Raw genomic sequence first — 14,265 nt, 5'->3', positions numbered from 1 at the left:
GTGAACGGGGGCGGCGCGGAGCGACTGCGCGGTCGGCGCCACGAGTACGGAGCGCTCGAAGAGCTGGTCTCCGAGGTCGAGGCCGGACGCAGCGCGGTCCTGGTCCTGCGCGGAGACGCCGGAATCGGGAAGTCCGTTCTCCTGGATCACCTCGCGGCACGCGTCGCGGTGCACCGCGTCGCCCGTGCGGCGGGCGCCGAGTCGGAGATGGAGATCCCCTTCGCGGGACTGCATCAGCTCTGCGCTCCCTTCCTCGGGCACGTCGATTCCCTTCCGCCGCCTCAGCAAGAAGCCCTGGCCACGGCGTTCGGGGTGAGCGCGGGGCCGCCTCCGGACCGGTTCCTGGTCGGCCTGGCCGTGCTCGGGCTGCTCACCGACGTGGCTGCCCGGCAACCGCTGTTCTGTCTCGTGGACGACGCGCAGTGGCTCGACCGGGTCTCCGCCCAAACCCTGGCCTTCGTGGCGCGACGGATGCTCGCCGAACCGCTGGCTCTGGTCTTCGCCTCCCGTGAGCAGCGCGGACACGACGACCTGGCCGGCCTGCCCGAGCTGACGCTGCACGGCCTGGACGACGCCGACGCCCGCGCTCTGCTGGACACGGCGATCGTCGGCCCGATGGACGAGCGGATCCGCGACCGCGTCCTAGCCGAGGCACGCGGCAACCCCCTCGCGTTGCTGGAACTCCCCCACGGCCGCATCGACGCGGAACCGGTGGGGGGATCCGCTCCTCCCGGCCTCGGGCGGGTGACCGGCCGGATCGAGCGGAACTACCTGGCACGGGTGCGCTCGCTGCCGACCGCGACGCAGCGACTGCTGCTGACCGCCGCCGCCGAGCCGATCGGTGACATGACGCTGCTCAGAAGCGCCGTCGAGCTCCTGGGCATCAGCCCGGACGCGGCCGGCCCGGCCGTGACGGCGGGGCTGCTCGAAGTCGGGGCCCTGGTGCGTTTCAGGCATCCGGTGCTGCGCTCCGCCGTCTACCGGTCGGCCGGACTCGCGGAGCTGCGAGAGGTCCACCGGGCCCTGGCGGAGGTGACCGACCCTGTCCTCGACCCCGACCGCCGCGCCTGGCACCTCGCGCGGGCGACGGTCAGGCCGGACGAGACCATCGCCGCCGAACTCGAGTCGTCGGCCGGGCGGGCGGTGGCCCGGGGCGGCACGGCGGCGGCGGCCGCGTTCCTCGCCCACGCGGCCGTGCTGACGCCCGACCCACGGCGCAAGGCCGAGCGCGCCCTCGCCGCGGCTCAGGCGAAGCTCCGGGCCGGTGCGCCCGCCGCGGCTCGCGATCTGCTGGCCCTGGCGCGGGCCGGAGTTCTCGACGAACTCGGTCGCGCCCGCGCGGACCTCGTCGAGGCCCGGCTGTCGCTCGCCTCCAGTCGCATCGCCGAAGCGCTCCCCCAACTGCTGGTCACCGCGCGGCACATGGTGCCGCTCGATGTCGGGCTGGCTCGCGAAACCTTCCTGGACACCCTGTCGGCCGCCATCTTCGCCGGGCGCCTCGCGTCCGAGGCGGGCGTACGCGAGGTGGCGGCGGCGGCGCAGCAGACGTCCCCGCCGTACACGGGACCGCCGACCAGCGCCGATCTGCTCCTGGAGGCCCTCGCCACCCGCTTCACCGCCGGGTTCCGCGACGCTGTCGCCGTCTCGCGCGCCGCGGTGAGCGCGTTCCGCCGGGAGGCCGAGCCCGACAAGGTGCTGCGCTGGTCGTGGCTGGCCTCGACGCTGGCGGCCGAGATGTGGGACTTCGAGGGCTGGACGGAGCTGACCGCACGCCATGTGCGGACCGCCCGCGCCGTCGGCGCGCTGACCGAGCTGCCGCTCGCGCTCAACTCACGGGTCGTCATCCACGCATGCGCCGGTGAACTGGACGCGGCGGCGCTGCTCGTCGCGGAGATCGACCGGGTCCAGGAGGCGGTCGGCAGCGGCTTCGCGCCGTACGGCACGATGACGCTCGCCGCCTGGCAGGGGCACGCGAGCGAAGCCGCCGCGTTGATCGGGGCCAGGATGGAGGAGGCCGTCCAGCGAGGTGAGGGCCTCGGCGTGGCCGTCGCACGCCGGGCCGGAGCTCTGCTCCACAACGGTCTGGGCAAGTACGAGGAGGCATGGGAGGCCGCCCGGCTGGCGAGTGCCCATCCGCAGGACCTGGTCGCGGCCAACTGGGGACTGGTCGAGCAGGTGGAGGCCGGGGTGCGCAGCGGCCGCCCCGACGCGGCGGAGGAAGCGCTGGTCCGGCTGATCCAGATCACGGACGCCGCCGCCACGGACTGGGCGTTGGGCGTCCAGGCGCGTTCCCGGGCGCTGCTCAGTCAGGGCAGTGCGGCCGAGGAGTTGTACCGGGAGGCGATCGAGCGGCTCGGACGCACCCGCGTCGCCATGGAGACGGCCCGGTCGCATCTGCTGTACGGGGAGTGGTTGCGGCGCGAGGGCCGCACCGCTGACGCCCGTGCGCAGTTGCGGAGGGCGCACGCCCTGTTCGCGCAGTTCGGTGCGGGCGCCTTCGCGGAGCGCGCCGTACGTGAATTGCGGGCCACCGGTGAGTCGGTGGCCCGTCGCGACGGCACCGCCGCGACGGCGCTCACCGCTCAGGAGGCCCAGATCGCACGTCTGGCCCGGGACGGGCTCACCAACTCCGAGATCGGCGCCCAGCTGTTCTTGAGCCCGCACACCGTGGAATGGCATCTGCGGAAGGTGTACGCCAAGCTCGGCATCACGTCCCGGCGGCTGCTGCGCACTGCCTTGTGAGCGGCGCTTCGCGGACGTGGCATCTCAGGACGCCCCGCGGGGCGTGAGATGGGCGTCGAAGGTCCGGCGCCCCCGGACGTACTCTCCACGCGGCAGCAGGCCGCCCGTGGTCAACGCTCTGCCGACCTTGCCAGGAAGCGTCACCGGCACGACGAGGCGGCGCCGGCCCTGGGAGCGCACGATGCGACGCGCCATGTCCACCATGTCCAGTTGGTCGGGCCCCGCGATCTGCGGTGCCATCCCGGCCGGGCCGCGTACCGCGTGCTCGACGAGCGTCTCCGCGACGTCCTGCGCGGCGACGGGCTGGGTGAGCATTCTCGGCATCATGACCACGGGGAATCTCGCGGCCAGCAGGGGCTCGGGGAACTCGAAGAACTGGGTGGCGCGCAGCACCGTCCACGGCACTCCTCCGTCGCGGACCAGTTCCTCCTGCACGCGCTTGCCGAAGTAGTAGCCGAAGTCGACCTCGTCGCTGCCGACGATCGACAGGGTGACCAGATGACCGATTCCGTGCGAGCGCGCCGCGGAGATCAGGTGGCCGGTCGCTCGGGAGAAGAAGTCGACGGCGACCTTCTTCCGCGTGGTGACGACGTTCGCCACGTCGATCACCGCATCGCTGCCGGCCAGCTTCTCCGCCAGGCCTGCGCCGGTGGTCAGGTCCACGCCGTGCGAACGAGCGAGGATCACCGGCGAGTGTCCGGCGGCTCGCAGCTCCGCGACGACGTGTCTTCCCACCAGACCGGTACCTCCGGCCACGGCCACCTGCATGTGATCCCTCTTTCCACCGACCTGGTTGTCAGCTCCGTCCTACAGACAGGACAGGCGCCACGTCTGTGACAGCACACGGCCAGGGTCAACCGTCCGCAGTCCGAGCCGCCGACGCGCCCTCGGGCCGTCCGACGTCGTTCAGGAGGACCTGCTCCAACCGGGCCATGTCACCTGCCTGAGCGGCCGCGAAGAACGCCTGCACGAGGCGGCGGTGCGTGACGGCGTCCACCGAGCGCCGCCGGCCGTGTCCGAGGAGGCGCCGCTGGGCACGGGCGACCTGCTGTCGCGCGTTGACGACGCTGATGTCGAGCAGCGCGGCGATTCGATCGTACGGATATCCGAACCCCTCCCGAAGGACGAACGCGGCGCGCTGCCGGGGTGTCAGCGTCTCCAGCAGCAGGCCGACCGCTCCTTCCACCGCGTCCTGTCGCTCGGCCACGGCCTCCGGTGTGGCGTCGGGGTCGGGCGGCTCCGGAAGCCAGGGGGTGGCGCAGTACTCGCGCCGTCTGCGGGCCGAGTGAAGGACGTTGATCGCCACCCGGACGGTGATCGTCCGGAGCAGCGCCGACGGGCTGTGCACGGCATGGCGGTCCGTGCGGTGCAGCCGCAGCCACACTTCCTGCAGCACGTCCTCGGCCTCGGTCGCGTTGCCGACGATGCGATGGGCGATCGTGATGAGTGAGGGCCGGATCCGCCAGTAGACGGCTGCCGCGTCCTCCAAGTCGTCGATGGTCGAGGCCGCCGGGCGACCGCCCAGGACCGGCGTGCGCCTGGCTTCCCACAGATATGTCTCCACGGTCGACTCCTCCGCCGGGATGGGTCAGCGGCTTCGGAACACCGCTGGTCCCAACCTCGCGCGGCGGCGCCGGCACCGCGCCATTGACGGTCCGTGGGAGCTGCGTGGTGGTGCCGTAGTCAGGCCGTGGTGGGACCGTGGTCGCGCTCCGCGACCCGGGACCGGCCAGGACACTCGATCTTTTCCGGGCCGACCTGTCACATGGCCGTACGCCGCTCGGTCTCTGAGGCAGAGGGATGAGCCACACCATGGTCCCCGCGTCTCGGCCGAGAGGAAGACCCATGACCACGCGCATCGTGACCGTCGCCGAAGGTGGGCGGCTCACCCGATCCGTCACGATCGGCCCTCACCACCTGACGGCCGACGAGCCCGAGCCCATGAGCGACGACTCGGGTCCCACCCCGGGAGAGCTGCTGCTGGCCGCGCTGGGGTCCTGCACCTCCATGGCGGTGCGGGCCATGGCGGACCGGCACGACTGGCCACTGGAACGGGTCGACGTCGCCGTCCGGTTCGGAGAGCAGAAGGACATCGTCAAGAACGTCGGGCTGACCGGCGACCTGGACCCGGCTCAGCGGGAGCAGTTGCTGGCGGCGGCCGGACGCTGTCCCATTCACCGGCTGCTGACCCGGGAGGCGAAGATCGTCACCGTACCCGCTCTGCTGGCGGAACCGGACGCGTCGCCCGTCTAGGCCCCGTCGGCACGTCGGCGGTCAGGATGTGGTCGCCAACGCGTCCAGGTGCACCGAGCCGATCTCCTTGCGGGAGGAGATGCCCAACTTCGCGAAGACCTTGCGCAAATGCCATTCGACCGTGTGCGGGCTGAGGAACAGCCGGGCGCCGATCTGCGGGTTGGTGAAGCCTCCCTGGGCCAGCCGGGCGATCTCGACCTCCTTTGCGGTGAGGGCGGCCGACGCCGTGGAGGCGCGGACGCTCACCTTGACGCCCACGGCCTGCAACTCCCGTCGCGCGCGCTCGGCGAACGCGTCCGCTCCGGCTTCGCTGAGCATCTCGTGTGCCTCGCCGAGCCGGGTACGGGCCTCCGCCCGCCGCTGTTGCAGGCGCAGCCACTCGCCGTAACGGAGTCGTGCCCGGGCGCTGTCCATCCGGGTCTCGGCCGTGTCCAGCCGCTCGATCGCCTCCCGGTGCAGGACGTCGGCGGCCTCCCCCTCGCTCACCAGGGCCCGCGTGGCGGCTGAGGTGCCGAGCGCCCAGGGAGTGCCACTGACCTGCGCCATCTCGTCGATGGTTCGCACGGCCTCGGCCGCACGTTCGGTACGGCCCAGTCGGACGGCCGCTTCGACGAGTTCCACCCGGGACTGCAGGGACAGCCCGAGTTCCTGCGGGTTCTCGCAGCCACGCTCGGCCGCGACGTATGCCTCGTCGTACCGGCCGAGACCGTTGCACAGGACCGCGGTCGCCCACTGGGTGGCCGTCGTCACCTTGCCCTCACCGCGCAGGAGACGGTCGTGGGTGACGGTCTCGATCGCGCGCCGGGTCGTCGACTCCCGTCCCCGGTAGGGCTCCACGACGAGTGCGCCGTAGTGCGCGAAAAAGCTGCTGCCGATGGACTCACCGATCGCGTCCGCCTCGACGACGAGGGAGGCGGCGCCGCGCAGGTCGCCGGCGAACACGCGGTTCGACAGGCGCAGCAGGAGCGCCGACGGCAGCACGGCGAGCGCTCCGTTGTCGCGGGCGAGGTCGACCAGCTCCGCCGACAGCTCGGACCAGGCGGCGAAGTCCCAGGTGTTGTGCGCCGTACGGCACGCGAGCGGAAGCCATCCCAGGCCGTACTCCCGTGAGAGCTTTTCCGACCGGAACTCCGCGACGGCGTCCATGAGGATCGGCGTGCCTACGGAGTAGCCCTCGACGATGACCCGTGCGAGGCCGGTCAGCAGGCGGTCCTCGCGGCTCGCGCTGTCGACGTGTTCCGGTGTCGCCAGCACCGCCTCGGCGACGTCGCGGACCCCGCCCGTGGCCAGCCGGCCGGCGGTCAGGGCCGCGTAGATCGCGTCCCGGTACGTCTGACCGGCGAGTGCGGAGTCGTACGGCTGGAGCCGCTTGGCCGCTTCGAGCAGCAGTGGCAGTCCGGCGCTGGCGCTCTTGCCCGCGGACATGATCTGCCCTCGCAGCAGGGTCGCCCGGCCGGCTCCGAGCCCGTCCAAGGGGCTCAGTTCCGCCGCGTCGACCAGTTCCCGCGCGGTGTCGAAGGCACCTGCCTGGTACTTCGCCCGCGCCGCGGCGAGTGCCCTGGTTCCGCGGCGCACGGGATCGGGCGTGAGTTCGGTGGCCCGGTGCAGAAAGGCCGCCGCCGCCGCGACACCACCGCGCGCGTGCGCCCTCCCGGCGGTTTCCTCCAGTTCGGCGGCCACCGCCTCGTCCGGTCCCGTCGTGGCGCTCGCCAGGTGCCAGACACGGCGTTCTGGGTAGAGCGTCGGGTCGATCGACTCGGCCAGCGCTCGGTGCACGCGCCGGCGCTCCTCGAAGCCGACGACGCGGAACGCAGCGGAGCGCACCAGTGGATGGCGGAAACGCACCCAGGTGCCGAGTGTCATCAGTCCCGCGGCCTCGGCCTCGGTCGCGGCGGCCTCCACGTCGATGCCCAGGCGCTCGGCGGCGTGCCGCAGCAGCGACACGTCACCGACCGGCTCGGTGGCCGCGATCAGCAGCAGTTGCTGGGTCTGCGTGGGCAGGGCTCGGATACGGCGGAGGAAGCCCGCCTCGATCTGGCCGGACAGGGGGCGGGTCTCCAGTCCTCCGAAGCCGCCGGCCATCTCCAGGAGGGTCAGGCCGCGTGGCAGCTCCAGCAGGGCCAGCGGGTTGCCGCGCGTCTCGGCGACGATGCGGTCCCGAACCCGCTGGTCGAGCGGGCCGGTGACGACCGAGTCGAGAAGCTCGCCGGAATCACGCTCGTTCAGTCCGCGCACAGGAAGCTCGGGCAGGTCCGCGAGGACCTCACGGGAGCCGGACTCGCGGACGGCCAGGACGAGCAGGACGGGTTCGGCGAGCAGCCGTCGCGCGACGAACTCCAGGGTCTGGGCGGACACCCGGTCCAGCCACTGGGCGTCGTCGACCACGCACAGCAGTGGCTGGTCTGCGACGGCCGCGGCGAGCAGGCTCAGCGTGGCCAGACCGACCAGGAAGCGGTCGGGAGCGGCGCCGACCTGCATGCCGAAGGCCGTGCGCAGTGCGTCGCGCTGCGGCTCGGGGAGACCGTCGAGGTGGGACAACAGCGGGGCGCAGAGCTGGTGCAGTCCGGCGTAGGAGAGTTCCATTTCAGACTGCACGCCGGCCGCCCGGACGACACGGCATCCGGTGGCCCGGTCGAGTAGATGGTTCAGCAGTTCGGTCTTGCCGATCCCCGCTTCGCCGCGCAGCACCACAACCCCGCTCTGACCGGCCCTGACCTGCGCGAGGAGACCTTCGAGGAGCTGACACTCGTCCTGCCGCCCGATGAGTTCGGTCCGTGCTCCGTCCCTCGCCATGGCGGCCTCCCGGCCGCCACCATACCCCGGCGTCGCACAACCGATCAGTTTCAGTCACTCACGGCCCGTATCTCTCCAGGGGGCCGGGGGACGCGTCCGCGGGTCAGGCCACCGATGCCACGACGACGGCCGTGCACACGAACGTCACCAGGCTGATCACGGCCATCGCGAGCATCGTCCCGCGCAGCCAGCGTCCGAACCGGAGGCGATGCGCCGCCTCGGCCGCGCCGACGCTGTCGGCGATGTGCTCGGTCACCATGCGGGCCACGTACTTCTGCTCCTCGAGATACCACTGCTCGATATCCCGCTTCTGCCCGTGGGTCAGCCCGGCCGTCCTCTCGGTGAAGGCGGACACACGCCGGCGAGCGGCGCCGAGATGCGCCTCGCGGTACAGGTACGCCTGAAGGTCGGCCAGCCCACGAGCGGCCTGTTTGCTCGTGTTCATGATGTGCTCCCAGTGTCGGAGGTGCCCGGTCGGAGTGCGGCCGGTGGTGGCGGTGGGTCGCCGCCGGCCTCGGACGGCCGCGACCCACCGCACACTCAACCGGTCGCCTGCGCCGCCTCGTTGATCAGTCGCGCGACCTCACCGGGACGCGAGACACTGACCGCGTGGGAGGCCGCGACCTCGACCACCGTGGCCTCGGCGCGCTCGGCCATGAATGCCTGGACGCTCGCCGGTATGTTCCGGTCCTCGGAGGCGATGAGCACCCAGGACGGGATGTCCCGCCACGCCGGGGCGGAGGCGCCCTCCGCCAGCGCGGCATCGACCACGGGCCGCTGCGTGGCCGCCATGATCGCCGCGGTCTCCGCGTGGACGTCGGCGGCGAACTGCTGGTGGAACTTGCTCTTCTCGATGTAGAGATCCGCGACCTGGCTCCCGTCGGGGAGCGTGAGCGGCACCGGGTGGAGCGCCTCCCCGAGCGTGCTGCCCGGGAACTTGCCGGACAGGTCGGCCGCGCTCTCGCCCTGCTCCGGCAGGAAGGCCGCGACGAAGACGAGAGCCCTGACGTGGTCGAGTCCCTTGGCGGCGTTGCTGATGACCGAGCCGCCGTAGGAGTGGCCGACCAGGACGACGGGTCCGGCGATGGACACCAGGAGTTGCCTGACGTATTCGCTGTCCCCGGTCAGCCCGCGCAGCGGATTGCTCGCGGCCACCACGGGATAGCCGTGCGACTGGAGCTTGTCGACGACGCCGTTCCAGCTCGACGAGTCCGCGAACGCGCCGTGCACGAGGACGACGGTGGGTTTCTGTGCATTCATGGAAGTGGGCCTTTCAGTCAACCGGCGAATTGCGCGCGTCATCGGGCTCGGCTGTGCGGAAATTCCCACGGAATTGCCGCGCGGAATGGATCAGTCGGTGCCGAGGGCCTTGCGCAGGACGTGAATGGCCTGCTCGATCGCCGCGGTGGAAGCCTGAGTTCCGCGGACCGTGTTCAGCATCATGAAGTCGTGCAGGCTGGCGTTGTAGCGGACGCTCGTGGTCGGCACGCCGGCCTGGATCAGCTTGCGGGCGTACGCCTCGCCCTCGTCGCGCAGCACGTCGTTCTCGTCGACGACGACGTACGCCGGGGGAAGTCCCTGGAGGTCCTCCGGGGTGGCGCGCAGCGGGGAGGCCGTGATCTGGTTCCGCTCCGCCGGGTCGGTGGTGTAGGCGTCCCAGAACCACTCCATGGCCTTGGCGGTCAGGTGCGGTCCGTGGGCGAAGACCCGGTAGCTCTCGGTGTCCTGCGCGGCATCGGTGACGGGGTAGTACAGCGACTGGTGCAGGAAGGTGACGTCGCCGCGCCGCTTGGCCATGTGGGTGAGGGCGGCGCTCATGTTGCCGCCGACGGAGTCACCGGCGACGACCAGCCGGGAGGCGTCCAATCCCTCCTGCGTGCCCTTGGTGGTGATCCACTGGGCGGTGGCGTACGCCTGCTCGATGGCGACGGGGTACTTGGCCTCGGGCGAGCGGTCGTATTCGACGAAGACCACGGCCGCCTCGGCGCCCACGGCCAGCTCGCGCACCAGCCGGTCGTGGGTGCCGGCGTTCCCGAGGATCCAGCCGCCGCCGTGCACGTAGAGGATGACGGGCAGGACGCCGGTGCTGCCGACGGGCTTGACGATGCGCACCCGTACGTCGCCGACCTGGGCGGGTACGGTCATCCACTTCTCGTCCACGTCGAGCTTCTCGACCGGCCCGGACTGTACGTCGTCGAGCAGCTTGCGGGCGCCCTCGACACCGAGTTCGTACAGCAGCGGCGGCTTGGCGGTCGCGTCGGCGAATTCCTGCGCCGCGGGCTCGAGGATGATGTCACTCACGGTTTTGCTCCTTGAGAGAGGTGGATATGGGAAGGCTTTCCACCTCAAGAGACCGTGCCGGGAGCCACAGTGTGACGCGTGCGGGAAACGGCACGACATTTATGTTCGGGTGGGGTCCACGGGCCTCGGCAGCAACGTGCCGTCGATGTACAGATCGACGTGCTCGTTGTAGAACGCGGTGAGCCCGGCGATGCGGTTGGCGTGGATGGTCGGGAAGTCGTAGGTCCAGGCGATGTCCTCGTGGGAGGCGGTTTCGCTGTCGAAGGACCAGTAGCTGCTCGTCGTCCCCTTGTAGGGGCATCGGGTCACCGTGTCCGAGTGCCGCAGCCGCGTCCAGTCGATGTTCGTGCGATCGAGGTAGTAGCGGGTCGGCAGGCCGGTCTCGAACAGCTTCACGCAGTCGGCCGCTTCCGCCAGCACGACGCCGTCCAGCTCCACTCGGACCGAGCTGCTGGAACGCAGAGCGTCCACACGGGAGTACGGACTGCGCGGATGGACGAAGACCGGCTCCTCCTCCTCGAACCAGGAGTCCAGCGCCTCCCACTCGAAACGCACGGTGTCACGCAGGGCTCGCGGGGCACCCTCCCCCCAGACCCACGCCGCCCCCGCACGGACTTCCGGGCCGACGTGCAGGGTGTGACGGTGCGCGGATCCGGCACCGAGCTGCTCGGTGTGCTTGTCGTCGTGGAGCACACCCTCCACCAGGTCCTCGATCGGAGTGCTGAACTGCGGATATGCCTGCCACTCCCAGACGTACAGCGCGCGGCGGGTGTCGAAGGCGACCCGGCCGCCGATCATCCCGCGGATCCGGCGGGGAACGGGCTCGACGTGCCCGATCGGGACGATGAGACTCGGGTGCAGGACACTTTCGGATGCCATGGTGTTCACCTTGTGTTCGGAGGTCACTCGTTCGATGGTATCGGCGCCCGACGGTGTCCCCGGAGGTGGGCCACGCACACAGTGCGCACTCGCACAGTGTTGTGAACGAGGCGTTGTCACAAAACGCGAGGGCTCACGGTCAATGAGCTGTCACTGTTCCCACTTGAGGAGATACATCGTGGACGCGCGCATCAACTACTTCGGCAACGCCCTCGCCGGAAAGGTCATGAAGCACCTCAACTCGGCCGGAGCGGCAGTGCATGCGGCCATCCCGGTCACCACTCAGGAGCTGGTGAAGATCCGCGCCAGCCAGATCAACGGCTGCGGCTTCTGCACCGACATGCACACCAAGGACGCCGCCGCGGCAGGTGAGGACCAGCAGCGTCTGAACCTGGTGGCCGTGTGGCGCGAGGCCACGGTCTTCTCGGACGCCGAGCGCGCCGCGTTGGAACTGACCGAGCAGGGCACGCGCATCGCGGACGCCTCGGGCGGTGTGTCTGACGAGGCGTGGGCGAACGCCGCGAAGCACTACGACGAGGACCAGCTCGCCGCGCTGATCTCGCTGATCGCCGTCATCAACGCCTACAACCGCATCAACGTCATCAACCAGCAGCCGGCCGGCGGCTACAAGCCCGGCATGTTCGGCTGAGTCAGCCGCTCCGGCCCGGCCGGACACGAACCGCCGTCGCCTGGTCGCCCCGACCACCGACCAGGCGACGGGCCAAGCCCGCCCCAGCCGGTCGACGGATGCCCGCCCGGCGGGCCGTACCATCCGCGGCGGGCCACGCATCCCAAGGACCTTCATGTCAGAACGCCACGCACTCGCCCCTCTGCGACGGGTCAGCACGGACGTGTTGGAAGTCGCCTACTACCAGACGGGTTCAGCGGACGGGGACGCCGTGCTCCTCCTGCACGGTTTCCCCTACGACATCCACAGCTACGTGGACGTGGCCCCACTGCTCGCGGACAGCGGGTTCCGGGTCGTCGTTCCGTATCTGCGAGGGCACGGCCCCACCAGATTCCTCCTCGGATCGACTCCGCGCTCCGGTCAGCAGGCCGCCCTCGGCGCGGACGTCGTCGCTTTCATGGACGCCCTGGGCGTGGAGCGCGCCTACCTCGCCGGATACGACTGGGGCGGACGCGCGGCCAATGTCGCCGCCGCCCTGTGGCCCGAGCGCGTCCTCGGCCTGGTCTCGGTCAACAGCTATTTGATCCAGGACATCAGCGCGGCGGCGATCCCTCTCGCACCCGAACGGGAGGCGGGCTTCTGGTACTTCTACTACTTCCTCACCGAGCGGGGACGGGCCGGACTGGCGAACGACCCCCGGGAGATCGCACGGGTCATCTGGAAGCGGAACTCCCCGAAGTGGCCGTTCCGCGAGAGTGATCTGGATCGGGCGGCGGAGTCCTTCACCAACCCCGACTACACCGACGTAGTGCTCCATTCGTACCGGCACCGGCTCGGTTTCGCGCCGGGCGCCGAGCAGTACGCGGAGTTGGAAGCGCGTCTGGCCGGGCTGCCGGCGATCACGGTGCCCACCATCACCCTGGACGGTCTGGCCGACGGCAACTTCCCGGCCACGGACGGCTCTTCGTCCGCGCGTCACTTCACCGGCCCCCGGCTCCACCGCCATGTGGCGGACGCCGGCCACAACCTTCCGCAGGAGCGCCCCGAGGCGTTCGCGGCGGCCGTACGCGACGTGCGCCGCCTGCGGCAGGAGCAGGCCGGCCACGAACCCTTCGCCCGGGGAAGCCAGGACGCGCCATGAACCAGGCCCCCACGCCGGAGGGCACCGCCCTTCTCCGCATCGCCAGTGCACGGGGCCGGTGGACCTTGCTTGCCACCGTCCTGGGTTCCGGCGTCGTGCTGCTCGGCTCGACGGTCACCAATGTCGCGCTCCCCCACATCGGCGAGGACTTCGACGCCGACCTCGCCGTGCTCCAGTGGACGGTCAACGCCTACATGCTGACCCTGGCGGGACTCATCCTGCTGGGCGGCTCCCTGGGAGACCGCTTCGGGCGGCGCCGCGTCTTCGTCCTGGGCATCGTGTGGTTCGCGGTGGCCTCGTTGCTGTGCGGCCTGGCTCCGGACACCAACACGCTGATCGCCGCCCGGGCACTCCAGGGCGTCGGCGGAGCGCTGCTCACCCCCGGCTCACTGGCGATCATCGAGGCCGCGTTCCACCCGGACGACAGGCCGCGCGCGATCGGCCTGTGGTCAGGGTTCGGCGGCATCGGCGCCGCCCTCGGACCGTTCCTGGGCGGGTGGCTGGTCGACGGCCCCGGTTGGCGCTGGACCTTCCTGCTGAGCATCGTCCCGGCGCTGGTGTGCGTGCCCGTGGCGCTGCGTTATGTCCCGGAGTCCGTGGGCGCACCGCACAAGGAGGCGGCCCGCGCGGGAGGGTGGTGGCGGGCCGGTTTCGACATCCCCGGTGCGGCCCTGGGCGCCCTGGCGCTCGCTCTCGTCACCTACGCGCTGACCGAGGCGCGCGACGGAGGTCCGGTGGCCGTCGCCGCGGCCGTCTGCGGCGTGCTGGCGGGGGCCGCGTTCCTCCGCGTGGAGCGACACAGCGGTGACCCGATGATGCCGCCGACGATCTTCGCCTCCCGGCAGTTCACCGCCGTCAATGTGATCACCCTCTGCGTGTACGCCGGTACCGGGGGCTTCTTCTTTCTGACGGCCCTGCACCTGCAGATCGTCGTCGGCTACTCGGCGCTGGCCGCCGGTGCGGCCATGCTGCCCAACACCGTGCTGATGCTGCTGTTCTCGTCCTACTCCGGGATGCTCGCCCAGCGGCTGGGGCCGCGGCTGCCGCTCACCGTCGGACCGTTGGTGTGCGGAGCGGGAATGGTGATGATGCTGCGGGTCGGGGCAGGCGCGTCCTACGTCTACGACATCCTCCCCGCCCTGCTGGTGATGGGCAGCGGCATGGTCATCATGGTCGCTCCGCTGACGGTGACCCTGCTGGCCTCGGTGGACGCCTCGAACGCCGGATTGGCCAGCGGCATCAACAACGCCGCCGCCCGGGCGGCCGGTCTGGTGTCCGTGGCGGCGCTGCCGCTGCTGGTCGGGATGGGCCCCGAGGCATTCCGGTCGGACGCGGCCTTCGACGCGGCGTTCACCCGGGCCATGCCCCTGTGCGCGGCCCTGCTGGCCGTCGGCGCTGCGGTCTCCTTCGGCACACTGCGGCAGACCACCACCGCCCCGCATCCGCCGCACGGGCGGACGCACGGGTGGCTGATGGAACCGCCGTTGGTGTCCCGCTTCATCCGTCACCAAGCCGTCGAATGACACGA

Annotated in this window: 12 protein-coding genes; 5 read left to right on the top strand and 7 right to left on the bottom strand. The window is 71.0% G+C overall.

Going from position 1 to position 14,265, the window contains the following annotated elements; genetic code table 11:
• Entirely contained in the window at positions 1–2,742 is a 2,742-nt protein-coding gene (locus tag KCH48_RS09610) for an AAA family ATPase (RefSeq protein ID WP_307840848.1), read from the top strand.
• Positions 2,743–2,766: 24 nt separating this feature from the next.
• Here KCH48_RS09610 and KCH48_RS09605 read toward each other — a convergent pair whose 3' ends face one another.
• A complete protein-coding gene (locus KCH48_RS09605; protein WP_210572029.1) occupies positions 2,767–3,510 on the bottom strand; it encodes an SDR family oxidoreductase in 744 nt (247 codons plus the stop codon).
• Positions 3,511–3,595: 85 nt separating this feature from the next.
• Positions 3,596–4,306 carry a sigma-70 family RNA polymerase sigma factor gene (locus tag KCH48_RS09600; RefSeq protein ID WP_210572027.1) on the bottom strand — a complete coding sequence of 237 codons (711 nt, stop codon included), beginning with the start codon at positions 4,304–4,306 and terminating at the stop codon, positions 3,596–3,598.
• 281 nt (positions 4,307–4,587) lie between these two features.
• On the opposite strand from KCH48_RS09600, the gene KCH48_RS09595 reads away from it, so the two are divergent.
• The gene (locus KCH48_RS09595; RefSeq protein ID WP_210572026.1) at positions 4,588–4,995 is read left to right on the top strand and encodes an OsmC family protein; all 408 of its coding nucleotides are present in this window, start codon (positions 4,588–4,590) and stop codon (positions 4,993–4,995) included.
• 21 nt (positions 4,996–5,016) lie between these two features.
• Here KCH48_RS09595 and KCH48_RS09590 read toward each other — a convergent pair whose 3' ends face one another.
• From KCH48_RS09590 to KCH48_RS09570, 5 genes are all read right to left on the bottom strand, one after another.
• Positions 5,017–7,788 carry a LuxR family transcriptional regulator gene (locus tag KCH48_RS09590; RefSeq protein WP_210572025.1) on the bottom strand — a complete coding sequence of 924 codons (2,772 nt, stop codon included), beginning with the start codon at positions 7,786–7,788 and terminating at the stop codon, positions 5,017–5,019.
• 103 nt (positions 7,789–7,891) lie between these two features.
• Positions 7,892–8,233 (bottom strand): hypothetical protein, encoded by a 342-nt coding sequence (locus KCH48_RS09585; RefSeq protein ID WP_210572024.1) that lies wholly within the window; start codon positions 8,231–8,233, stop codon positions 7,892–7,894.
• Positions 8,234–8,328: 95 nt separating this feature from the next.
• Positions 8,329–9,048 (bottom strand): alpha/beta fold hydrolase, encoded by a 720-nt coding sequence (locus KCH48_RS09580; RefSeq protein WP_210572021.1) that lies wholly within the window; start codon positions 9,046–9,048, stop codon positions 8,329–8,331.
• A 90-nt stretch (positions 9,049–9,138) separates the two neighbouring features.
• Entirely contained in the window at positions 9,139–10,089 is a 951-nt protein-coding gene (locus KCH48_RS09575) for an alpha/beta hydrolase (RefSeq protein WP_210572019.1), read from the bottom strand.
• Positions 10,090–10,188: 99 nt separating this feature from the next.
• Complete coding sequence (locus KCH48_RS09570; protein ID WP_210572017.1) at positions 10,189–10,968, bottom strand: DUF427 domain-containing protein; 780 nt, start codon at positions 10,966–10,968, stop codon at positions 10,189–10,191.
• A 178-nt stretch (positions 10,969–11,146) separates the two neighbouring features.
• On the opposite strand from KCH48_RS09570, the gene KCH48_RS09565 reads away from it, so the two are divergent.
• From KCH48_RS09565 to KCH48_RS09555, 3 genes are all read left to right on the top strand, one after another.
• Positions 11,147–11,617, top strand: a complete 471-nt coding sequence (locus tag KCH48_RS09565) for a carboxymuconolactone decarboxylase family protein (protein ID WP_210572015.1) — start codon at positions 11,147–11,149, stop codon at positions 11,615–11,617.
• Positions 11,618–11,771: 154 nt separating this feature from the next.
• Positions 11,772–12,737 carry an alpha/beta fold hydrolase gene (locus KCH48_RS09560; protein ID WP_210572013.1) on the top strand — a complete coding sequence of 322 codons (966 nt, stop codon included), beginning with the start codon at positions 11,772–11,774 and terminating at the stop codon, positions 12,735–12,737.
• Positions 12,734–14,260 (top strand): MFS transporter, encoded by a 1,527-nt coding sequence (locus KCH48_RS09555; RefSeq protein WP_210572011.1) that lies wholly within the window; start codon positions 12,734–12,736, stop codon positions 14,258–14,260. The genes KCH48_RS09560 and KCH48_RS09555 overlap by 4 nt, the downstream gene beginning before the upstream one ends.
• Positions 14,261–14,265 lie beyond the last annotated feature (5 nt).

This window comes from Streptomyces sp. GESEQ-4 (assembly GCF_017948455.1).
Classification (GTDB): Bacteria; Actinomycetota; Actinomycetes; order Streptomycetales; family Streptomycetaceae; genus Streptomyces.
The sequence above is the reverse complement of the archived record's forward strand: the minus strand, read 5'-3'. Positions and strand labels throughout refer to the sequence as shown.

Excerpts from the sequence above, each read along its gene's own strand:
- KCH48_RS09605 (WP_210572029.1), bottom strand. The coding sequence starts at position 3,510 with ATGCAGGTGGCCGTGGCCGGAGGTACCGGTCTGGTGGGAAGACACGTC.
- KCH48_RS09595 (WP_210572026.1), top strand. The coding sequence starts at position 4,588 with ATGACCACGCGCATCGTGACCGTCGCCGAAGGTGGGCGGCTCACCCGA.
- KCH48_RS09590 (WP_210572025.1), bottom strand. The coding sequence starts at position 7,788 with ATGGCGAGGGACGGAGCACGGACCGAACTCATCGGGCGGCAGGACGAG.
- KCH48_RS09585 (WP_210572024.1), bottom strand. The coding sequence starts at position 8,233 with ATGAACACGAGCAAACAGGCCGCTCGTGGGCTGGCCGACCTTCAGGCG.
- KCH48_RS09580 (WP_210572021.1), bottom strand. The coding sequence starts at position 9,048 with ATGAATGCACAGAAACCCACCGTCGTCCTCGTGCACGGCGCGTTCGCG.
- KCH48_RS09570 (WP_210572017.1), bottom strand. The coding sequence starts at position 10,968 with ATGGCATCCGAAAGTGTCCTGCACCCGAGTCTCATCGTCCCGATCGGG.
- KCH48_RS09560 (WP_210572013.1), top strand. The coding sequence starts at position 11,772 with ATGTCAGAACGCCACGCACTCGCCCCTCTGCGACGGGTCAGCACGGAC.
- KCH48_RS09555 (WP_210572011.1), top strand. The coding sequence starts at position 12,734 with ATGAACCAGGCCCCCACGCCGGAGGGCACCGCCCTTCTCCGCATCGCC.